The sequence below is a fragment of the Streptantibioticus cattleyicolor NRRL 8057 = DSM 46488 genome, from assembly GCF_000240165.1.
Lineage (GTDB): Bacteria > Actinomycetota > Actinomycetes > Streptomycetales > Streptomycetaceae > Streptantibioticus > Streptantibioticus cattleyicolor.
This window is the reverse complement of the sequence record NC_017586.1, coordinates 6,210,537-6,231,680: the sequence shown is the minus strand read 5'-3', so window position 1 is coordinate 6,231,680 and position 21,144 is coordinate 6,210,537. Positions and strand designations below refer to the sequence as shown.

Here is a 21,144-nt window from a genome sequence, read left to right as displayed (position 1 = left end):
GACAACCAGCACGCACACCACCGCACACCCATGCCACCACCCCCGGCATGTGCCACCGACACACACCACCCCAACCACCCACCCACACACCCACACCGGACAACCCCACCCACACCCACCCGGTCCCGCACCACCCCGCACCGAACCACCAGGCCCACCAGGCCCGCACCACCCACACCGGCCCACCAGGCCCGCACCCACACGACCCACCCACCACCAGCCCAACCCCAACCACCACCACCGGCCTACCCCGCCCGCACCACCGGCCCGACCCGGGCCCGCACCACACAGACCCCACACCGGCCAACCCGGCCGCACCACCACCGGCCCACCCACCACCCGGCACCACCCCACCGGACAACCCACCCCACCCCAGGACAGGAGACACCACCCACCCACAACCACCACCCACCCGCCAGGCCGGCAGCCCACCCACCCCAGGCCCCGCCACACCCGAAGAAACCCGCACAACCACCACACCCCCACCCCGGCCGGCCACCACACCCCCACCCCGGCCGGCCACCACCCCGCAACCCCCACCCCACACCCGGGAAACCGCCACACCCGACGAACCGTCACAACCACACCCGACGAACCGTCACACCCCAGGCACCGCCCCTCACACCAGCCGGCACCCACCCACCCGACAACCCGTCACCCACCCCAACAGCCCGCACACCCGGCCACCCGGCCACCCACCCCGACAACCCGCACACCCGTCACACCCGGCCACCACCCCGGACCCCGCCACCACCCCGGCCCCGGCCCCGGCCCACCAACCACACCAACCACCCACCCACCACCCACCCATCCGGCACCAACCCAGCACCAGCCCACCCACCACCCACCGCACCAACCACCAAGGGGGACACCACACATGACCACCGCCATCACCCCACCCCGCACCACCCACACCCCACCCACCACACCACCCCACCACCCACCCCCCTCACCACCACCGTCCCCCGCCAACTCGTCCACCGCGCCGCCCACGCCGAAGTCCTCCTCACCAGCTACCGCCAGACCACCCCCGACCACCACACCATCACCGCCCAATGGCCCCGCAACCACCCCTTCTACCACCCCGTCAACCACCACCACGACCCCCTCCTCCTCATCGAAACCATCCGCCAGACCATCCCCCTGCTCACCCACACCACCTACAACGCCCCCCTCGACCACAAACAAATCTGGAAAACCCTCACCCTCACCATCCACCACCCCCACCACCTCAAAACCACCCCCACCCCACCCCACATCGAAATCCACACCACCACCACCCACATCACCCACCACCGCAACACCCCCCACACCATCCACCTCACCTACACCATCACCAAAGACCACCAACCCCTCGCCACCGCCACCACCCAATACACCAACCACTCCCCCACCATCTACCACCGCATCCGCCAACCCCACCACCCCACCACCCACACCCCCACCCCACCCCCCACCACCCTCAACCCCACCCACCTCAACCGCACCAACCCCCACGACATCGTCCTCACCACCACCCCCCACCCCCACACCTACCTCCTACGCACCGACACCACCCACCCCACCCTCTACGACCACCCCACCGACCACACCCCCGGCATGCTCCTCCTCGAAGCCGCCCGCCAAGCCACCCACCACCAACACCACCCCACCCCCCAAACCATCACCCACCTCACCACAACCTTCCACCACTACACCGAACACCACACCCCCACCCACATCCACACCACCACCCAACCCCACCCCACCCAACCCCACACCCACACCACCACCACCCACACCACCCAAAACCACACCACCACCACAACCACCACCATCACCACCACCCACCCCTAACCCCACAACACCAACACAGCCCCACCCGGCCCCAACGGCCCACCGACCCCCACCCACGGTGAGCCCCAAGCGCCGCCGGGTGGGGCCTCCTCATTTCCGGACGGCCCACCAACACACAACACCGGCCGCACCGAACGCACCGTTGCCACTGGCACATTCACAAACACACCCGCACACCACCGTGCCGCGCGTTCTCATTTCAATCCTCAGCCATCTCTCTCAAAATGCTGTGGACGGGCTGTGACACCGCCCTGAGAGATTGACATATGGCCGATTGGCACCGCATAGCCCGGGGAAAGGAAAGCGCATTCCCCGTGGACCGTCTTCGCAGGTGAGCAGGTCATGGAGACGGCGAAGACCGCAGCGGTGGCCTATAGGGAAAACCCGATGACCGACCAGTAATGAATACTTCACGCCAGTTTTCGGCAATCAGTTACGGAAACTTCCCCGGCGCCCTCCAGAATGTCCCCTGCGAACGCGGAATGATCCGCAGCGCGCCACGCTGTACCGGTCGGGACGAGGGGACGTCCCAGCCGCGGAAGCCTGGCCTGTAAACGGCCCACCGAGCTGAGGCACGGCCATCACGCCCTCCGGCAGGGAACCAACCCGCGCACAAGCCAACCGCCCCGCCACGCCGACGTCCCACCGCCCAACGCGTCCGTCCGCCGACGTACGCGCCCGCCACCACCCCACCCACCGCACGCACACAACCGACGCAGCCCGCACAACGGACACACAGCAACACACCACACCGCACAAGAGGGGGCGGCAGCACTCTGCCGCGCCGAGGGGGGCCACGCCCATGGGCAGAACCGGACGAACACTCGCCATATCCGCCACCGCCGCGCTGCTGACACTGACCGCACCGGCCGCGGCGCAGGCGGCCACCGACACAGCCGCCACCACCAAAGCGACGACCAAAACCACTACCAAAGCCACCTTCAGAGCCACCCCGAACGCCACCACTTCCCCCACCCCACGCATCGACCTCCGCGTTCTCGTCCTCGACGACGGCGGCCCGGTCACCGCGGCCATCACCGCCGAACTCGACAGCGAGGGCACGCCCTACACCAAGGTCGACCTGACCAGCGCGAACCGGCCCACCATCGACGCCGCTTTCCTCAGTGACATCACGGACGGACAGCCACGGGCGAAGTTCCAGGCCGTGGTGTCACCGAACGACGATCCGTTCGCGGCCGGGTCGGCGGAGATGAGCGCGCTCGCCGCGTACGAGCAGCAGTTCCAGATACGGCAGATCGACGCCTACACCTACGCCCGGCCGCAAGTGGGCCTGGACTACGCCCAGAACTCCGGCTACATCGGTCCGCTCGACGGAGACACCGCGCAGGTCACCACGGCCGGCCTGGCGGGAGCGTTCGGATATCTGCGGGGCAGTGTGCCGTTCGAGGACAACTCGCCGACGGTTGCGGAGAGTTACGGGTACGTGGCGCAGCCGTTGGGTCAGCAGGCGCCGGGGGCGACGTTCACGCCGTTGGTGGACATGGCGGTGCCGGGGTCGCCGGCGGCGCGTGGTTCGCTGGTCGGGGAGTACGACCACGACGGGCGCAGCGAGTTGGTGGTGACGTTCGCGTACAACCAGTATCAGGAGCAGTTCCGGTTGCTGGCCCGGGGCATGGTGGAGTGGGTGACGCGGGGTGTGCATCTGGGGGCCGCACGGAACTACTTCTCGGTGAACGTGGACGATGTCCTGCTGGCCGACGACCGGTGGAACACGCAGCTCAAGTGCACCCCGGGTGATGTGGACTGCGCGCCCGGCACCGGGGCGGACGCCAACTCGATCCGGATGACGGCGGCCGACGCGCAGTATGCCAAGCAGTGGTCGCAGGCGAACGGCCTGACCTTCGACTTCGTGTTCAACGGCGGCGGCAGCGACGACTACGCGCAGGACAACGGCGGTTCGGATCCGCTGGCTCAGCAGCTCGTCGGTGACAAGGATGCCTACCGCTGGGTGAACCACACCTACAGTCACGAGTTCCTGGGGTGTGTGCAGAACGTCACCGTGGTGCCGTGGCAGTGCACCACCGACTCCTCCGGTGCGGTGACCTGGGTGCCGCAGTCGACGATCACCTCGCAGATCGACCAGAACCGCCAGTGGGCCGCGGCGCACGGCATCCCGCTCCAGGACGACGAACTGGTCACCGGCGAGCACTCCGGGCTCAAGCTGCTGCCGCAGCAGCCGCAGGACAACCCGAACCTGGCGCCGGCGCTCACCGCCACCGGGGTGAAGTGGATCGCCAGCGACACCTCGCGCGAACCGCGGCAGCGGCAGGCCGGTCCGGCGCTGACGGTGCCGCGCACGCCGATGAACGTGTTCTACAACGCGGGCCATGTCAACGAGGAGGTGGACGAGTACAACTGGATCTACACCAGCAAGGCGGCCGGCGGTAGCGGGCTGTGCGAGTCCTCGGGCTCCTCCAGTTGCCTGCCCGCGCCGTTGGACACCACCACCGGCTACGCGTCGTACATCGTGCCGTTGGAGGCGCGGATCGACCTGGGGCACGTGTTGTCGAACAACCCGAGCCCGCACTTCATCCACCAGTCGAACCTCGCCGAGGACCGCATCGCCTACCCGGTGCTCGACGCCGTTCTGGGCCAGTACCGCGCCCTCTTCGCCGACGACACGCCCTTCGTCGACCTGCGCCTCTCCGACATCGGCGCGGAGCTCCAGCGGCGCGCCGCCTGGCAGGCCGCGGTGGCGGGCGGATCGGTGACCGCCTACCTGGTCGGTGACACCGTCACCGTCGAGGCGCCCGACGGCGTCGCGGTGCCGGCGACCATGCCGGACGGTACGCGGCAGGATCAGCTGATCGGCAGCTCCGCGTTCGGCGGCGGATACGCGGGCGCCCTGTCCGGATGGGCCACGCCCGGGCTGTTGCAGAGCAGCGTCACGCTGGAGCTGCCGGCTCCGTCGGCGCCCGCCCTGGTACGTCCGCAGACCGTGTCGGCGGTCCGTGTCCAGGCCCCCGCGCCGCGGTCGCGGGTGCCGGACGGTGTGCGCCGCGCGGTGCCGTACGGGCCGGGTGACGTGCGTGCCGTACGTCCGGCCGCCGCGCCGAGGACCCGCCGGTAACGAGGCCGCGGGCAGTTGCCCGGTGCGGGCGCGCCGCGCCACGCATCGCGTCCGCACCGGGCCCGCCGCAGGACCGTTCCAACGTCGACCGGGCGCCCAACCACTCACGGGGACCGAACCTTCATGCGCACAACCACCGGACACAGACCCGGCAGACCGAGCAGGCCGAACACACCGGAGAAGCCGGACGAGCCCGCCAGACCCGCCGGACCCGCCGAGCACGCCAGATCCACCGAACCGGACAGACCCGACGCACACCGCAGACCCGACGCACGCCACAGACCCGACGCACGCCACAGACCCGTCCAAGCCGCCGACGACGTCATACCCGACACCACCACGGTGACACTGCTGACCGAAGGCACCTACCCGCACAGTCACGGTGGCGTGAGCGTGTGGTGCGACCAGCTCGTGCGGGGGATGCCGGACGTGGACTTCCGGGTGGTGGCGGTCACCGGGACCGGGCGGGAGCCGGTGGTGTGGGAGGTGCCGCCGCAGGTGTCGTCGGTGGTGGCGGTGCCGTTGTGGGGGCCGGCGCCGGCCGGGCGGGCGCCGCGGGGCAGGCGGCGCAGGGTGTTTCTCGCGGCGTTCGAGCGGTTCGTGCTGTCGTTGCTGGATCCGGCGTGTGAGCGGTATTTCGCGCGGGAGTTGTACCGGTTCGCCGACGAGGCGGCGGGGGGCACGCTCAGTGCGGGGTTGCGGTCGGAGGGGGCGCTGCGGACGCTGGTGAAGGTGTGGCGGCGGCCGGGGCTGGAGGTGGCGCGGGCCCGGCCGACGTTGCACGACGCGCTGACGGCGACCGAGTTGCTGGAGCACGCGCTGCGTCCGCTGGCGGCGCCGGTGCCGGAGTCGGGGGTGGCCCACGCGGTCAGCGGCGGGCTGGCGGCGTTGCCGGGGCTGGTGGCGCATCATCGGCACGGTACGCCGTTCCTGCTGACCGAGCACGGGATCTATCTGCGGGAGCGTTATCTGGGGTATCGCACGGGGCCGTACGCGTGGCCGGTGAAGGCGTTGCTGCTGGGTTTCTTCCGGTTACTGGCGCAGGAGAGTTACCGCCGGGCGGCGCTGGTGACGCCGGGGAACCGTTACAACAGGCGGTGGGAGGAGCGCGGGGGTACGCCGGCGGAGCGGATCCGCACCGTGTACAACGGGGTGGATCCGCAGGCGTTTCCGCAGGTGGGGCCGGAGCCTGAGGTGCCGACGCTGAGTTGGGCCGGCCGGGTGGACCCGATCAAGGACCTGGAGACGCTGGTGCGGGCGTTCGCGCTGGTGCGGGCGGAGGTGCCCGGGGCGCGGCTGCGGTTGTTCGGGGGTACGCCGCGCGGGGGTGAGGGGTACCGGCGGCGGTGCGAGGAGCTGGCCGTGGAGCTGGGGGTGGCGGACGCGGTGGTCTTCGAGGGGCGGGTGGAGGACATCCGGGACGCCTACGCGGCGGGGAACGTGGTGATGCTCTCCAGTATCAGTGAGGGGTTTCCGTTCACCCTGATCGAGGCGATGTCGTGCGGTCGGGCGACGGTCTCCACCGATGTGGGCGGGGTGCGGGAGGCGGTGGGGGACGCGGGTCTGGTGGTGCCGCCGCGGGAGCCGGAGCCGATGGCCCGGGCGGCCCTGGAGTTGCTGGCGGATCCGCCGCGGCGGGCCCGGATGGGGCAGGAGGCGCGGTCGCGGGTGATCGAGCGGTTCACGCTGGCCCGCACGGTGGAGACGTTCCGGGTGATCTACCGGGATCTGGCGGCGGGGGTGCGGCCGGGGGCGGCGGATGGCGTGGTCGGCCGGCCGGTGGTGGCGGCGGAGGGCGGCCGGTGAGCGCGCCGTTGCGGTTGCTGCCCGGTGGCGCGGGGGACGACGGGGACGCGCTGCCCGGGCTGCGGCGGCCACGGCGCCGTCCGTCGTGGGCCGTGCCGGATCCGTTGGACGAGCTGGCCGAGCGGCTGGCGGAGACGCTGGCCACCGCCGTGCATCCGTGGGAGGTGGCGGCGGTGCTGGAGTCCGACGGGTTGTCGGACGAGGTGGTGGCGCGGCGGCTGGGTCGTGGTGATCTGTTCGCGGTGGCCGAGGAGTTGTACGCGCGGACGGAGCGCCGTCCGCCCGCGCCGCCGGAGGTGCCCAACCCGTGGCGGGCCGATGTGCGGCGGTGTCTTCTGCGGGGGGTGGTCTTCGCGTTGCCGGGGGTGGCGTTGGCGCTGGCCGGTCCGGTGGCGGGCGGGTCCGGGCGCGGGGCGGCGGCGCTGGTGGTGACGGCGTTGATCGGGTGGGGGTGGTACCAGGGGCTGGCGCACCGGGCGTATCTGTGGCTGGCGGTCGCGGGGCGGCGGGGTGCGGCGCGTTGCCTGCTGCGGGGTGCCGCGGCGGGTGCGGTGCTGGGGTGTGGTGGGGCGCTGGCGGTGGCCGGTGGGGCGGCGGCCGGGTGGCTCGCGGTGGGTGAGTCGGTGTACCTGGCGGCGGCGGTGGTGTTGCTGGTGCTGGACGCGGAGCGGGATCTGCTGGTGGTGCTGGCGCCCGCGGTGGCCGGTGGTGCGGTGCTCGCGGTGGTTCCCGGGGTGGGGTGGGGTCCGCTGGTGGTGTTGCCGGTGGCGCCGGTGCTGGCGGTGCCGGCGGCGGTGCGCAGGTTGCGGCGGGCGTGGCGGGACGAGGCGGTGGCCGGGGCGGCGCCGGCGTTGGCGCGGTCGGTGCCGTTCGGGTTGTTCGGGCTGGCGGGCGGGGTGTTGACGGTGTCGCTGGTGCTGGGTGACCGGGTGCGGTGGACGGGGATCGTGCTGACGTTGTCGATGGGTCCGGCCGAGTGGCTGTTGCACCGGTACCGCGCTGGGGCGTTCGCGGTGTCGCGTGCGGTGGGGAGCGCCGGGGAGTTCCGGGGGCGGATGGGCGGGGTGCTGGCGCGGTGTCTGGGGGGGTATGTCGCCGTGCTGGTGGTGCCGGGGGCGGCGCCGGCCGTCTGGGGTGGTGCCGGGGTGTGGCCGGTGGCGGGGTTGGCGGCGCTCGGTGCGTTGTTGTGGGTCGCGTTGTTGTTGCAGGCGTTCGGCATCGCGTGGCTCCCGGCGCTGGCGTGTGCGGCGGCGGTGGGCGCGCAGTCGGTCCCGTGGGCCGGGCGGGCGTCGGGGCCGGACGTGGTGCGTGCCGTGGTCTGCGGCGGTACCGCCGTCGTCCTGGCCGTGGTGGCCCATGTCCGGCTGGGCCGGGTCACCGCGCACCGCTGAGGGGTACGCCGCCCGGGCGCGAGGCGCCGGGGCGAGTCGAGGCAATCAAGGCAGTCTGATCGTCGCTGGAGGCCGTCATGAGTACAGCGGGAACCGTCGCCGTGACCGGCGCGGAGGGTTTCATCGGATCGCACCTGGTGGAGGCGCTGGTGGCCGCGGGCCATCGGGTGCGGGCCATGGTGCAGTACAACTCCTTCGGGTCCTACGGCTGGTTGGACGCGTTGCCGCCGTCGGTGCTGGAGGCGACCGAGGTGGTCCTCGGTGACGTGCGGGACCCCGGTTCGGTGGACGGGCTGGTGGCCGGCGCGGAGGTGGTCTACCACCTGGCGGCGCTGATCGCGATTCCGTACTCGTACCAGGCACCGCGTTCGTACGTGGAGACCAACGTGGTGGGGACGCTCAACGTGCTGGAGGCGGTGCGGCGGCACGGTACGCCGCGGCTGGTGCACACCTCGACCAGCGAGACGTACGGCACCGCGCGTACCGTGCCGATCGACGAGGAGCATCCGGTGCACGCGCAGTCGCCGTACGCGGCGTCGAAGGCGGGGGCGGACCGGCTCGCGGAGAGCTATCACGCCAGTTTCGGCACGCCGGTGGTGACGTTGCGGCCGTTCAACACGTTCGGGCCGCGGCAGTCGATGCGGGCGGTGATCCCTTCGGTGATCGGTCAGTTGGCGGCGGGCCGGCGGGTGATCACGCTGGGGGATCTGCGGCCGACGCGTGACTTCACCTATGTCGCGGACACCGCGGCGGCGTTCCTGGCGGTGGGTACCGCGGCGGCGGACGCGGTGGTCGGTGGGGTGTTCAACGCCGGTACCGGGCGGGAGATCTCGGTGGCCGACCTGGTGGCCGTGGTGGGGAAGGTGATGGACGCCGACGTGGAGGTGCGGCGGGATCCGCGGCGGGTCCGGCCGGCCGGGTCGGAGGTGATGCGGCTGGTGTGCGACGCCTCGCGGTTGCGTGCCGTCACCGGCTGGGCGCCCCGGCACTCGCTGGAGGACGGACTCGCCGGCACGGTTGCCTTCTTCCGTGACCCGGCCGGCCTCGCCCGCTACAAGACACATCTGTACAACGTCTGAGCCGTTCCGTCCGACGCTTCGCCACAAGGGGGTCTTCCCAGTGCACGCGGTCATTCTCGCCGGAGGCAAAGGCATCCGGCTGCGTCCCTACACCACCGCTCTGCCCAAGCCGCTGGTGCCCATCGGCGACCAGCATCCGATCCTGGAGATCGTGCTGCGGCAGCTCGCCTCGTCCGGTTTCACCACCTGCACGCTGGCCATCGGCCACCTCGGACACATCATCCGGGCGTACGTCGGGGACGGCTCGCAGTGGGGGCTGCGGGTCGACTACGCGGTCGAGGAGAGCCCGTTGGGCACCATCGGCCCGTTGCTGACCCTGCGCGACCGGCTGCCGGAGCACTTCCTGGTGATGAACGGTGACGTGCTCACCGATCTCGACTACGGCGACATGCTGCGGCGGCACCGCGCCGAGGGGCCGCCGCTGACCATCGCCACCTACGAGCGCAGCGTCACCATCGACTTCGGCGTGCTGACCACGCACGCCGGGCGGGTGGTGGGCTTCACCGAGAAACCCAGCATGGCCTACCGGGTGTCGATGGGGGTGTACGGGCTGACCCGGGCCGCGCTCGATCCGTACACGGCGGGGCTGCCGTTGGGCTTCGACGAGCTGGTGCTGGATCTGCTGGCGGCGGGGCGGTCACCGGCCAGTTACGACTTCGGCGGGTACTGGCTGGACATCGGGCGTCCGGCCGACTACGACCGGGCCAACGCGGAGTTCACCACGCACCGCGGCCTGTTGCTGCGGGGGGCGTGACGGCCGGTGCGGGTTCTGGTGCTGGGCGCGCGGGGGTTCGTCGGCGGTCACACCGTCGCGTGCCTGCGCGCGCTGCCGGGTGTGCGGGTGCTGGTGGGCGGGCGGGCCGCGGGGAACGATCTCTGTGCCGACCTGGGGAGTGTGCCGGTGCCGGTGCTGGCGTCGGCGGTGCGGGAGCTGGCGGTGGACGCGGTGGTCAACTGCGCGGGGGCGGTGGGCGGTGATCCGACGGCACTCGCGGAGGCCAACGCTCGGGGACCGGCGGTGTTGTGTGCCGCCCTGGCCCTGGCGGCGCCGGGGGTGCGGCTGGTGCATCTGGGGTCGGCGGCCGAGTACGGGGCCGGTCCGGAGGGGGTGGCGTTGTCGGAGTCGGCGCCGGTGTGTCCGGTGGGGGTGTACGGCGCGACCAAGCTGGCGGGGACGTTGACGGTGGTGGCGGCGCCGCTGGACGCGGTGGTGCTGCGGGTGTTCAACCCGGTCGGGCCGGGGGCGCCGGCGGCCGGGCTGCCGGGCCGGCTCGCCGCCGAGCTGCGGCGTCAGGGCCGGGACGGCACGGTGCGGGTGGGTGATCTGTCGGCGTACCGGGACTTCGTGGACGTGCGTGACGTGGCGCGGGCCGCCGTGCTCGCGGTGACCGCGCCGGGGACGTTGCCGCGGCTGGTGAACGTGGCCGCGGGGCGTGCGGTGCCGGTGCGGGAGCTGGTCCGGCAGTTGGCGTCGGCCGCCGGTTTCCGTGGTGCGCTGGAGGAGAGCGGTGCCGTGTCGGCGCGGTCGGGCGGGGTGGGCTGGCAGCGGGCGGACATCACGCTGGCGGCGCGGGCGCTGGGGTGGCGGCCCCGGATCCCGCTTACGGAGTCGGTGCGGGATCTGTGGTGTGCCTCGGCGCCCCGGGTGGCGAGGGGTGTGTCGTGACGGGGCGGGTGCTGGTGCCGTTGTACGTCCATCCGGCCGAGGACCCCGCGGCGTGGTCGGCGCTGGCGCGGGATCCGTCGGAGTTGTACGGGGTGGTGCTCAACGTGGCGGACGGGCCGGGTGCGGTGCGGGACCGGGCGTACGTGGCGGCGGCCTGCCTGCTGCGGGCGGCCGGGGTGCCGGTGCTGGGGTACGTGGACGTGGCGTACGGGCGGCGTCCGGTGCGCGCGGTCGTGGCGGACGTGTGCCGTCACCGGGCCTGGTACCGGGTGGACGGGGTCTTCCTCGACCAGGCGCCGGCCGGGGCCGGGCTGGTCCGGCGGTGCCGTCGGCTGGTGCGGGCGGCGCGGGCGCTGGGGGCCGGGCGGGTGGTGCTCAACCACGGGGTGCACCCGGATCCCGGGTACGCCGCCGTCGCCGATCTGCTGGTGACGTTCGAGGGGCCGTGGGAGGTGTACCGGCGGGCGGCCACGCCGGGGTGGGCCCGCGATCACCGTGCGGGGCGCCTCGGTCACCTGGTGTACGGGGTGCCCGAGCAGGCCGCGCCGCTGGTGGCGCGTACCGCGGCCGAGCGGGGCGCGGTGGTGCACTGCGCGGTCCCCGGAGCGGGGGCCAACCCGTGGTGTTCCCCGCCGACGGCGTATCTGACGGGTCGTCGGCCCGGTTGACGGGGCGGTCCCGGGCGCGTCGTCGTCCCTGGTGAGGGGGTGTGCGGGCCGGTGTGAAAGGCTGGGGAGGGCGCCGTACCGGACAATGGTGGGTGCGGGGCCGTCCGGCGGGCGGCGCCGGGAACGTCGGACGAGTCGAGGAAAGGGCGGGTGGCGGTGACGGAACGCGCGGCCGTACGGGCCCGCAATCCGCGCGGGCAGGGCGACCGGCTCCGGGGTGAGCTGCTGCGCGCGACGGAGCGGCTGCTGGAGCAGGTGGGCAGCGAGGACGCCTTGTCGTTGCGTGCCGTGGCCCGTGAGGCGGGTGTCGCCGCGCCCAGCATCTACCGGCACTTCTCCGACAAGACGGAGTTGGTGTGGGCGACGCTGGAGGTCAACTACGAGCGGCTGGCCCACGCGATGACCGAGGCCGCGGCGCAGGCCGACCGCACACCACCGCCGTCCGCCCCGCGTGAGGCGGCCGATCACGAACTCCCCGTGGCCCGGCTCCGGGCCCAGTTGCGTGCCTACTGCCGTTACGCCGTCGAGCACCCGGCGACCTACCGGCTGCTGTACGAGACCCGGCAGACCCCGGTGGGGCCGGAGCGGCTGGCGGGGCATCCGGCCGGGGTGCTGGTGCGCAGTTGGCACGACGCGCTGACCGCCTGCGAGGAGGCGGGCTGGCGGGTGCGCGGTGAGCGCGCCCAGGCGCCGTACGTGTTGTGGTCGGCGATCCACGGGCGGGTGATGATCTGGCAGGTCATGCCGAGCCAGAAGGACACCAGCCGGCTGGACCGGTTCGTGGACGAGATCCTGCATCTGCTGCTGGAACGCTGACGACGCCGGGGCGTTGACGACGCCGGGGCGTTGACGACGCGCCCGCCGCCGGAACGCCGAGGGCCGCCCCTCCGCCCCCTCCCAGAAGCCCCCGCCGAGCCCGGCCGCGTACCGACGCCGCCGGGCTTCTTCGCGTGCGCGGGGCCGGGTCGCGGGCCCCTCGGGCGCTCAACCGCCACCCCGGGCGGTTTACTTGATCATTACACATGTAAGTTTACGCTTGTTAGGCGAAGCACTCGTCGCGTGCCCGTTGCCGGGGCGCGTGTGAAGGAGCGACATGACACTCACCTCTGACCCCGCCCCGCTGCCGGTCGAGCCGCCCGCCGGCTGCCCGTTCGACCCTCCGGCCCAGTTCGCCCGGCTGCGCACCGAGGAGCCGATCAGCCGCATCTCCCTGGCGGACGGCAGCTGGGCCTGGCTGGCCACCCGGTACGCGGACATCCGGGCGATCCTCGGCGACCCGCGGTTCAGCTCGGACACCACGCTGCCGGGGTATCCGCTCAGCGGCATGACGGGCGGTGCCAGCACCGAGAACCGCGGCTTCATCCGCATGGACCCGCCCGAGCACACCCGGCTGCGCCGCATGGTCACCCGGGAGTTCATGGTCAAGCGGGTGGAGGCGCTCCGCCCCGAAGTCCAGCGCATCACCGACGAGTTGTGCGACGAGATGTCCCGCGCGCACGCGGCCGGGGAGCCGGTCGACCTGGTCGAGGCGCTGGCGCTGCCGGTGCCGTCGCTCGTGATCAGCCTGCTGCTCGGCGTCCCCTACGAGGACCACACCATCTTCCAGCGGCTCACCGGTACGCTGCTCTCCCGTACCGTCAGCGAGGCGGAACGGGACGTGGCCCGCGGCGAACTGCGGGACTACCTGCACCAGTTGGTGTCGGCGAAGGAGGCGGAGCCGGGTGACGACATCCTCAGCCGGCTCATCGTCGAGCAGGAGCGCCCCGGCGAGATCACCCACGACGACGTGGTGGCCTTCGCCGCGCTGCTGCTGGTCGCCGGACACGAGACCACCGCCAACATGATCGGCCTGAGCGCGCTCACCCTGATGCGCGACCAGGCGTCCGCGGACCGGCTGCGTGCCGAACCCGGGCTGATCCGCGGCGCCGTGGAGGAGCTGCTGCGTTACCACAGCATCATCCGCAACGGTCCGCGCCGGGTGGCCACCGAGGACGTGGAGGTCGGCGGCCGGCTCATCCGGGCCGGGGAGGGTGTGGTGGCCGCGGTGCCGTCCGCCAACCGGGACGAGACCGTCTTCGCCGACCCCGACCGGCTGGACGTGTGCCGTCCCAACGCCCAGCACCACGTCGCCTTCGGCTACGGCATCCACCAGTGCCTGGGCCAGGCGCTGGCCCGGGTGGAGCTCCAGGTCGTCATCGGCACGCTGCTGCGCCGGTTCCCCGGGCTGCGGCCCGCGGTGCCGGTGGAGGAGATCCCGTTCCGTACCGACATGGCGATCTACGGCTGCCACGCGCTGCCGGTCACCTGGTGACCCGCTCCCCCGCCACGTCCCCCGAAGTCCCGTAACACCACACATCACCGGAGTACGCCATGAAGATCACCCTGGACGCCGACAAGTGCTGCGCCGCCGGACAGTGCGTCCTGGTCGCGCCCGAGGTCTTCGACCAGCGGGACGAGGACGGCGTCGTCGTCCTCCTCGACGCCGAGCCGCCGGCCGACCAGCACGACGCGGTCCGTGAGGCCGCCACCATCTGCCCGGCCGCCGTCATCCAGGTCCACGAGTGAGCACCGGGCACATCGCCGTCGTCGGCGCCTCGGCGGCCGGTCTCGCCGCCGTCGAGGGGCTGCGCCGCTTCGGCTGGACCGGCCGGCTGACGCTGATAGGCGACGAACCCCACCCGCCGTACGACCGTCCGCCGCTGTCCAAGCAGCTGCTGGCCGGCGACTGGACACCGGACCGGCTGCACCTGCGCACCACCGAGCAGCTCGACGCCCTCGGACTCGACCTGCGCCTCGGCACCGCCGCCACCGCGCTGGACTCCGCCACCCGCACGGTCACCCTGGCCGACGGCGAACGGCTGGTGTGTGACGGCGTGATCGTGGCGACCGGGGTACGGGCACGTACGCTGCCCGGCGGCGAGGGGCTCGCCGGGGTCCACACGCTGCGCACCCTGGACGACGCGCTGGCGCTGCGCGGCCGGCTGCCGGAGGGCGGCGGGGCGCGGCTGGTGGTGGTCGGCAACGGTGTGCTGGGTGCCGAAGCCGCCGCCGTGGCACGGACGTTGGGCCACGAGGTCACGCTGGTGGGCGCCGAGCCGCTGCCGATGGCCCGGGTCGTCGGGGACGAGGTGGGCCAGGTGCTCGCGGCCGAGCACCGGGCGCACGGCGTGACGCTGCTGACCGCCGCGGTCGAGGGGTTCGAGGGGTCGGACGGCCGGGTGTCGGGGGTGCGGCTGGCCGGTGGCGAACGGCTGCCCGCCGACACCGTGCTGGTGGCCGTCGGCTCGGTTCCGGCGGTGGAGTGGCTGCGTGGTGACGCCGCCCTCGACACCGCCGACGGCCTGGGCTGCGACGCGTACTGCGCCGCCGCGCCGGGTGTCTACGCGGCCGGTGACGTGGCTCGCTGGGACCACCCCGGTTACCGGCGCCGGCTGCGTGTCGAGCACCGGATGAACGCCACCGAGCAGGGCATGGCCGCCGCCCGCAACCTGCTGGCGGAGCTGGTGCCGGACGGCGGCGAGCGCACCCCGTTCGCCCCGGTGCCGTACTTCTGGTCCGACCAGTACGACCTGAAGCTCCAGGCGTACGGGCTGCTCGCGGGCGCCACGCGGACCGAGGTCACGGTGGAGGACGGCGGTACGCGCCGGGTCGTCGCGCTCTACGGCGACGACGAGCGGGTGACCGGGGTGGCGGCGATCGGCGTGCCGCCCCGGCAGCTGCGGGCGCTGCGCGCGCTGGCCGCCACGCCCACCGGATGGGCGCAGGCCCAGGCCGTCCGCGACCAGGCGGTGGCCCCGGTGGGCTGACGCCGGGCGGAAGCGCGGCGGCGGGACCGGACGGACCCCTTCCCCGTCCGGTCCCGCCGCCGCGTCCGCGAGGTGTGCGGCGGAACCGGGAGAAAAGGCATCACATGGTCCGCTGCGGGTACGCGATGGCGGAGTGACCGATACCTCTCGCACATCGAGGAGTGCTGCGACATGTCGCACGTCGAGGAATCCATCGCGGTCGACGTCCCGCTGACCACGGCCTACAACCAGTGGACGCAGTTCGAGGAGTTCCCCAACTTCATGGAGGGTGTCGAGCGCATCGAGCAGCGCACCCCGACGCTGACGCACTGGGTGACCAAGGTCGGCGGCAACCGGCGTGAGTTCGACGCGGAGATCACCGAGCAGATCCCCGACGAGCGGGTGGCCTGGACCACGGTGCAGGGCGAGGCCCGGCAGGCCGGTGTGGTCACCTTCCACCGGCTCGACGACACCCACACCAAGGTGATGCTCCAGCTCGACCACGACCCGCAGGGGCTCGCCGACACCATCGGCGACAAGCTGGGCTTCGTGAAGCGGCAGGCCAAGAACGACCTGCACAACTTCAAGGAATACATCGAGTCCCGGGGCCGGGAGACCGGCGGCTGGCGCGGCCAGGTCTGACCCGGCCCGGTTCCGGCCGCGCCCCGACCGGGCGCGCGGCCGGAACACACGGGTCCCGGCACGCCGAAAGCCCCTTTCGACGGCGCGGGGACCCGGATGCGTGACACCATCACGTCATGCAGAAAATCACCACATTTCTCTGGTACGACGACCAGGCCGAAGAGGCGGTACGGCACTACACCTCCGTCTTCGACGACTCGCGGGTGGTGCAGGTCCAGCGGTACGGCGAGGCCGGGCCGGGGACGCCGGGCACGGTGATGACCGTTGTCTTCGAGCTGGCCGGCCAGCGTTTCATCGCGCTCAACGGCGGCCCGCACCACACCTTCACCGAGGCGATCTCCCTCTACGTGGACTGCGCCACGCAGGAGGAGGTCGACGCGTTGTGGCGTGCGCTCGGCGAGGGCGGCCAGCACGGGCCGTGCGGCTGGCTCAAGGACCGGTTCGGGGTGTCGTGGCAGATCGTGCCCACCGTGCTGACCGAGTTGCTGTCCGATCCCGATCCGGTCAGGTCGGACCGGGTGATGCGGGCCATGCTCACCATGTCCAAGCTCGACATCCAGGCGTTGCGGGACGCCTACGAGGGGTGAGCCGCGGCGGCGGACGCCGTCAGTGGACGTTGAGCGGGCCGGTGCGGGTGCGCTTGAGTTCGAAGAAGTCCGGGTAGCCGGCGAGCAGCCGGAAGCCGTCGAAGACCCGCAACGCGTCCTCGCCGCGCGGTATCGAGTTGAGCACCGGGCCGAAGAAGGCGACGCCGTCGATGTGCAGGGTGGGGGTGCCGACGTAGGCCCCGGCCGCCGGGTCCTTGCCCGCGTCGTGCGCCGCGCGCAGCGCCTCGTCGTAGTCGGTGGTGTGGGCGGCCGCGGCGAGCTGGGCGGGGAGACCGAGTTCGGCGAGGGATTCGGCGATCACGGCGTCGAAGTCGTCGTTGCCGCGCTGGTGGATGCGGGTGCCGAAGGCGGTGTAGAGGTCGCGCAGCCGTTCGGCGCCGTGGTGTTGTGCGACGGCGGCGGCGACCCGGGCCGGGCCCATCGACTTGTCGACCAGCTCCCGGTACCAGTCCGGGAGTTCGTTGCCGATGTTGTGCAGGTACAGGCTCATCACGTGGAACCGCACCTCGATGTCGCGTCGCGCCCCCACCTCCAGGATCCAGCGGGAGGTGATCCAGGCGAACGGGCAGGCGGCGTCGAAGTAGAAGTCGACGGTGGTCCGGTGGTCGGCGGGTACGGTGCGGTTGTCGTCGTTCATGCGGTAGACGGTAGTGGGCGCGGGGCCGCCGGACGCGGGCCAGTGACGAGGTGTTCGCCTGGGTCACTTGTGGTCGCCGAGCCGCCGTAGCCGCAGGGCGAGTTGGAGTTCCAGCGCGCGGTCGGGGGTGTTCCAGTCGGGGCCGAGGAGGGCCTGGACGCGTTCAAGGCGCTGGACGACGGTGTTGACGTGGACGTGGAGTTCGTCCTTGGCCCGGGTGAGGCTGGCGCCGCAGGAGAAGTAGGCGTCCAGGGTGCGCACGAGTTCGGTGCCACGGCGGGCGTCGTACCCGAGCAGTGGCCCCAGGGTGGCGGTGACGAAGTCGGCCACGTCGTGCCCGTTCCCCAACACCACGCCCAGGAAGCCGAGTTCGGCGGGGCAGGCCCCGTCGCCGGTGCGGCCCAGGACGCGCATCGCGCGCAGGCAGCGGACGGCTTCGGCGTGGGCGGCGGCCAGGTCGCGCGGGCCGGCGGCGGGTCCGGCGGCGGCGACGGTGACGGGGGCGCCGGTGAGCTGGCCGAGCTGGGCGGCCGTGGCACGGGCGGTGTCGCCGGGCGGCAGCCGCCCGCCGTCGTCGGCGATCAGCAGCACCACGCCGCCGGCGTGTTCGGCGCTCACCCCGTCGGCGTCGGCACCGAAGAGGTAGCGTACGGCGGCGCCGCCGAGTTTCTCCCGGGCCCCGGCGGGTGCCTCGGCGACCAGCAGCAGATGCGGCCGGTCCAGGTCGACCCCGAGGCGCCGGCCGCGTTCGGCGAGCCCCGCCGGGTCCCGTCCGGGGTCGGTGAGCAGGTCGGTGACGAGTTCGCCGCGGATCCGGTTCTCGGTCTCGGCGACCGTGCGGCGCAACAGCAGCAGCAGTCCGGTGACCACGGCGGCGCGTTCGAACAGCCGGCGGTCGGAGTCACCGAGGCCGCCGCGGCCGTGCAGCACCAGCGCGGCGAGCAGTTCGGGTCCGGCGAGTACGGCGCACACCCAGCGCCCGTCCCGGCGCACGGCGCGGGCGGCGGCCCGGGAGTCCTCGGTGGCGGTGGTGATCTCCCGCGGGTCCAGGCCGTCGGCGGCGAAGGCGGCGCCGCCGGGGCGTACGGCTGCCGTCACCCGGCCGGCCGGGTCGTGGACGGTGATCGGCCCGTCGAGCAGTCCGGCCACCGCGGTCGCCACCTCGGGCACGTCCCCGCCGCGCAGCACCAGGTCGGTGAGGCGGTCGTGGGCCTCCTCGGCGCGTTGCAGGGCCGCCGAGTGCGCCTGCACGGCGGCGTTGGCGGCGGCCAGGTCGGCGAGGGCGGTACGGGTGTCGGCCAGCGCGCGGGCGGTGTCGATGGCGATGGCGGCGTGCGCGGCCAGCGAACACAACAGCGCGGTCTCGTCCGGGGCGAAGGCACGCGGGGACCGTTCGGCGGCGAAGAGCACCCCGGCCACCGTGCCGCCCCCGGGCCGGCTGGAACCGAGCAGCAGCGGCACGCCGAGGATGGCGACCAGCCCCTCGTCGAGCACCCCGGCGTCGATGGCCGGGGTGTGCACGAAGCGTTCGTCGGTGCGGTAGTCGGGGGTGGCGTAGGGGCGCGCGGTCTGCGCGACGAGTCCGCCGAGCCCTTCGCCGAGCCGCAGCCGCAAGCTCTGGAAGAGCGGGGAGACCGATCCGTCGGTGACCCGCATGTGGGTGTCCCCGGCGGCCTCGTCGGGCAGCGTCAGATAGGCGGTGTCGGTGCCCAGCAGCTTCCTGGCCCGGCGGACGATGGCGTTGAGCACCGCGTCCAGGTCACGGGAGGCGGCCAGGTCGCCGGCGGTGTCGAAGAGGGCGCTGAGCTGGAGTTCGCGGCGGCGGTGCTGGCGCATCACCCCGCGTACCCGCAACGCCGTGGCGGTCGCCGCCTCCACCTCGGCCAGATCGCCCGGCCCGACCCCGGCCGCCCGTGCCCGCGCGGCGACGGCGCCGAACGCCTCCGCGGGCGCGTCGTCGGCGAGCAGGTCGAGCAGGCGGCGCAGGAACGGGGCGGCGGACGCGGTCTGTTCGGGCATGCGCGTCATGGTGCCGGAGGCGTCCCCGGAACGCCTACCCGCGCGGACACGGCCGCCGCCCCGCCGTCCTCCCCCACCGCGGCGAGGTCGCGTCCCCGGGTCTCCCGGGCCACGGCGACGGCGGCCACGGTGACCACCGCGGTCAGCGTGACGTACAGCGCGACGGGGGTGGCCGAACCGTAGGACGACAACAGCGCGGTGGCGATGAGCGGCGCCGGGGCACCGGCGGCGACGGAGGAGAGCTGCGCGCCGATCGACGCGCCCGAGTAACGCATCCGGGTGGCGAACAGCTCGGCGAAGAACGCCGCCTGCGGGGCGTACATCGCGCTGTGGAAGACCAGTCCCACGGTGACCGCCAGCACCAGCGCCGGGAACGACCGGGTGTCGGCCAGCGCGAAGAACGCCCACGTCCACGCCCCCACCCCGACCGCGCCCACCAGGTAGACGGGCTTGCGCCCCACCCGGTCGGAGACCGCGCCGAACAGCGGGATCAGGCAGAACTGCACCGCGGAGCCGATGAGTACGGCGTCGAGCGCGGTCTGCTTGCCGAGCTTGAGGTGGTCCACGCAGTAGGCGAGTACGAAGGCGGTGATCACGTAGTACGAGACGTTCTCGGCGATGCGGGCACCCATGGCCACCAGGACGTCCCGCCAGTGGTGCCGCAGCACCGCCGTCAGCGGTCGGCGCTCCTGGCCCTCGGCCGCCCCGCGCCGTGCCGCGCTCTCCAACACCTGCTTGAACAACGGCGATTCGTCCACCGACAGCCGTACCCACAACCCCACCCCGACCAGGACCCCGGAGAGCAGGAACGGTATCCGCCACCCCCACGCGTCGAACGCGCCTTCACTGAGCACCGTGGTCATCAGCGACAACACACCCACCGCGAGCAGATTCCCGGCCGGCGCCCCGCCCTGCGGCCACGACGCCCAGAACCCACGCCGCCGCGCGTCCCCGTGCTCCGACACCAACAACACCGCCCCGCCCCACTCACCCCCCAGCGCGAACCCCTGCACCAGACGCAACACGGTCAACACGACCGGCGCCGCCGCCCCGATCGTCGCGTACCCCGGCACGCACCCGATCAACGCCGTCGCCCCGCCCATCATCAGCAAACTGACGACCAACAGCCTCTTCCGCCCCAACCGGTCCCCGAAATGCCCGAAAACCACCGCCCCCAACGGCCGCGCCACAAACCCGATCGCATACGTCAAGAACGCCAACAACGTCCCCGTCAACGGATCCGACCCCGGAAAGAACACCCTCCCGAACACCAACGCCGCGGCAGAGCCGTACAGGAAGTAGTCGTACCACTCCACGGTCGTCCCGATCAGACTCGCCGCGACGACTCCGGCGAGTCGGGTGCGGGTGGGTTTCGCTGCTGCGGACGAGGCCATGCGGGATCACTTCCAGTGGGGTGAGCGGTACGGTTTCGCGTCGCCACACGGTAGGAAGGCGCAGGCCAGGGGGGTATGTGGGAGGCCGCCATAGTTTTGGATGGCGGTATGAGGGTGAGCGCCATGGGGGTGGCGTGGGGCGGCGTGGGGCGGCTTCCGGGGGGGTGGAATCGCGTTCGAAGGTGGATTAGACCGCCCTTGTCCGAGGAGCAACCCCCGCGGGCGCGGAGAGGCCGCACGGACTCGGAGAGGCCGCACGGACTCGGAGAGGCCGCACGGACTCGGAGAGGCCGCACGGACTCGGGCAACTCCGGGTGTCGTGAGCCCAGATGGGCACCGGGCGTCGATGCCGCGGGGTGCCTGCTGGCGCGTATGGCGGTGGGGCGGGCGGTGAACAGGTGAGCGGTGGTGCGCTGCCGGGCCTGGTCGGCTGCTTCGGGCGCGGCCTTTCGGGGGCGTCGGCGGTGGCGTGCCGGTGGGGTGAGCGCATCGCCGCCTGCCAGGCCCGCGCGGCTGCGGCCC

General features: G+C 72.7%; 17 protein-coding genes. 14 read left to right on the top strand and 3 right to left on the bottom strand.

Annotated features, from left to right (window positions below):
• Positions 1 to 30: 30 nt before the first annotated feature.
• The 14 genes from SCATT_RS39785 (at position 31) to SCATT_RS27295 (ending at position 16,551) form a co-directional block, all read left to right on the top strand.
• Positions 31 to 1,836: a ScbA/BarX family gamma-butyrolactone biosynthesis protein gene (locus tag SCATT_RS39785; protein WP_014628786.1), complete on the top strand. Its 1,806-nt coding sequence runs from the start codon at positions 31 to 33 to the stop codon at positions 1,834 to 1,836.
• Positions 1,837 to 2,638: 802 nt separating this feature from the next.
• A complete protein-coding gene (locus SCATT_RS27355) occupies positions 2,639 to 4,927 on the top strand; it encodes a hypothetical protein (RefSeq protein WP_014146478.1) in 2,289 nt (762 codons plus the stop codon).
• A gap of 342 nt (positions 4,928 to 5,269) precedes the next feature.
• Positions 5,270 to 6,733: a GT4 family glycosyltransferase PelF gene (pelF, locus tag SCATT_RS27350; RefSeq protein ID WP_173405663.1), complete on the top strand. Its 1,464-nt coding sequence runs from the start codon at positions 5,270 to 5,272 to the stop codon at positions 6,731 to 6,733.
• Complete coding sequence (locus SCATT_RS27345; protein WP_014146476.1) at positions 6,730 to 8,124, top strand: hypothetical protein; 1,395 nt, start codon at positions 6,730 to 6,732, stop codon at positions 8,122 to 8,124. Before pelF ends, SCATT_RS27345 begins: the two co-directional genes overlap by 4 nt.
• A 77-nt stretch (positions 8,125 to 8,201) precedes the next feature.
• Entirely contained in the window at positions 8,202 to 9,203 is a 1,002-nt protein-coding gene (locus tag SCATT_RS27340) for a GDP-mannose 4,6-dehydratase (protein ID WP_014146475.1), read from the top strand.
• A gap of 40 nt (positions 9,204 to 9,243) precedes the next feature.
• A complete protein-coding gene (locus SCATT_RS27335; protein ID WP_014146474.1) occupies positions 9,244 to 9,957 on the top strand; it encodes a sugar phosphate nucleotidyltransferase in 714 nt (237 codons plus the stop codon).
• Between the two features lie 6 nt (positions 9,958 to 9,963).
• Positions 9,964 to 10,869, top strand: a complete 906-nt coding sequence (locus SCATT_RS27330) for an NAD-dependent epimerase/dehydratase family protein (RefSeq protein WP_014146473.1) — start codon at positions 9,964 to 9,966, stop codon at positions 10,867 to 10,869.
• Positions 10,866 to 11,537: a spherulation-specific family 4 protein gene (locus tag SCATT_RS27325; protein WP_014146472.1), complete on the top strand. Its 672-nt coding sequence runs from the start codon at positions 10,866 to 10,868 to the stop codon at positions 11,535 to 11,537. Before SCATT_RS27330 ends, SCATT_RS27325 begins: the two co-directional genes overlap by 4 nt.
• A 156-nt stretch (positions 11,538 to 11,693) precedes the next feature.
• Positions 11,694 to 12,353: a TetR family transcriptional regulator gene (locus SCATT_RS27320; protein ID WP_173405760.1), complete on the top strand. Its 660-nt coding sequence runs from the start codon at positions 11,694 to 11,696 to the stop codon at positions 12,351 to 12,353.
• 277 nt (positions 12,354 to 12,630) lie between these two features.
• Positions 12,631 to 13,848: a cytochrome P450 gene (locus SCATT_RS27315; RefSeq protein WP_014146470.1), complete on the top strand. Its 1,218-nt coding sequence runs from the start codon at positions 12,631 to 12,633 to the stop codon at positions 13,846 to 13,848.
• Between the two features lie 59 nt (positions 13,849 to 13,907).
• Positions 13,908 to 14,102 (top strand): ferredoxin, encoded by a 195-nt coding sequence (locus SCATT_RS27310; protein WP_014146469.1) that lies wholly within the window; start codon positions 13,908 to 13,910, stop codon positions 14,100 to 14,102.
• Positions 14,099 to 15,343, top strand: coding sequence for an NAD(P)/FAD-dependent oxidoreductase (locus SCATT_RS27305; protein ID WP_014146468.1), 1,245 nt, complete (start codon positions 14,099 to 14,101; stop codon positions 15,341 to 15,343). Before SCATT_RS27310 ends, SCATT_RS27305 begins: the two co-directional genes overlap by 4 nt.
• 171 nt (positions 15,344 to 15,514) lie before the next feature.
• On the top strand, positions 15,515 to 15,964 hold the full coding sequence (locus SCATT_RS27300) for an SRPBCC family protein (RefSeq protein WP_014146467.1): 450 nt from the start codon (positions 15,515 to 15,517) through the stop codon (positions 15,962 to 15,964).
• A 116-nt stretch (positions 15,965 to 16,080) separates the two neighbouring features.
• A complete protein-coding gene (locus SCATT_RS27295) occupies positions 16,081 to 16,551 on the top strand; it encodes a VOC family protein (RefSeq protein WP_014146466.1) in 471 nt (156 codons plus the stop codon).
• Positions 16,552 to 16,570: 19 nt separating this feature from the next.
• On the opposite strand, the gene SCATT_RS27290 is transcribed toward SCATT_RS27295, so the two are convergent.
• The 3 genes from SCATT_RS27290 to SCATT_RS27280 form a co-directional block, all read right to left on the bottom strand.
• Positions 16,571 to 17,209, bottom strand: a complete 639-nt coding sequence (locus SCATT_RS27290; RefSeq protein WP_014146465.1) for a mycothiol-dependent nitroreductase Rv2466c family protein — start codon at positions 17,207 to 17,209, stop codon at positions 16,571 to 16,573.
• Positions 17,210 to 17,272: 63 nt separating this feature from the next.
• The gene (locus SCATT_RS27285) at positions 17,273 to 19,228 is read right to left on the bottom strand and encodes a helix-turn-helix domain-containing protein (RefSeq protein ID WP_014628782.1); all 1,956 of its coding nucleotides are present in this window, start codon (positions 19,226 to 19,228) and stop codon (positions 17,273 to 17,275) included.
• 5 nt (positions 19,229 to 19,233) lie between these two features.
• Positions 19,234 to 20,622 carry an MFS transporter gene (locus tag SCATT_RS27280; protein ID WP_014146463.1) on the bottom strand — a complete coding sequence of 463 codons (1,389 nt, stop codon included), beginning with the start codon at positions 20,620 to 20,622 and terminating at the stop codon, positions 19,234 to 19,236.
• Positions 20,623 to 21,144 lie beyond the last annotated feature (522 nt).

Excerpts from the sequence above, each read along its gene's own strand:
- SCATT_RS27285 (WP_014628782.1), bottom strand. The coding sequence starts at position 19,228 with ATGCCCGAACAGACCGCGTCCGCCGCCCCGTTCCTGCGCCGCCTGCTC.
- SCATT_RS27300 (WP_014146467.1), top strand. The coding sequence starts at position 15,515 with ATGTCGCACGTCGAGGAATCCATCGCGGTCGACGTCCCGCTGACCACG.
- SCATT_RS27290 (WP_014146465.1), bottom strand. The coding sequence starts at position 17,209 with ATGAACGACGACAACCGCACCGTACCCGCCGACCACCGGACCACCGTC.
- SCATT_RS27310 (WP_014146469.1), top strand. The coding sequence starts at position 13,908 with ATGAAGATCACCCTGGACGCCGACAAGTGCTGCGCCGCCGGACAGTGC.
- SCATT_RS27315 (WP_014146470.1), top strand. The coding sequence starts at position 12,631 with ATGACACTCACCTCTGACCCCGCCCCGCTGCCGGTCGAGCCGCCCGCC.
- SCATT_RS27355 (WP_014146478.1), top strand. The coding sequence starts at position 2,639 with ATGGGCAGAACCGGACGAACACTCGCCATATCCGCCACCGCCGCGCTG.
- SCATT_RS27340 (WP_014146475.1), top strand. The coding sequence starts at position 8,202 with ATGAGTACAGCGGGAACCGTCGCCGTGACCGGCGCGGAGGGTTTCATC.
- SCATT_RS39785 (WP_014628786.1), top strand. The coding sequence starts at position 31 with ATGCCACCACCCCCGGCATGTGCCACCGACACACACCACCCCAACCAC.
- SCATT_RS27295 (WP_014146466.1), top strand. The coding sequence starts at position 16,081 with ATGCAGAAAATCACCACATTTCTCTGGTACGACGACCAGGCCGAAGAG.
- SCATT_RS27280 (WP_014146463.1), bottom strand. The coding sequence starts at position 20,622 with ATGGCCTCGTCCGCAGCAGCGAAACCCACCCGCACCCGACTCGCCGGA.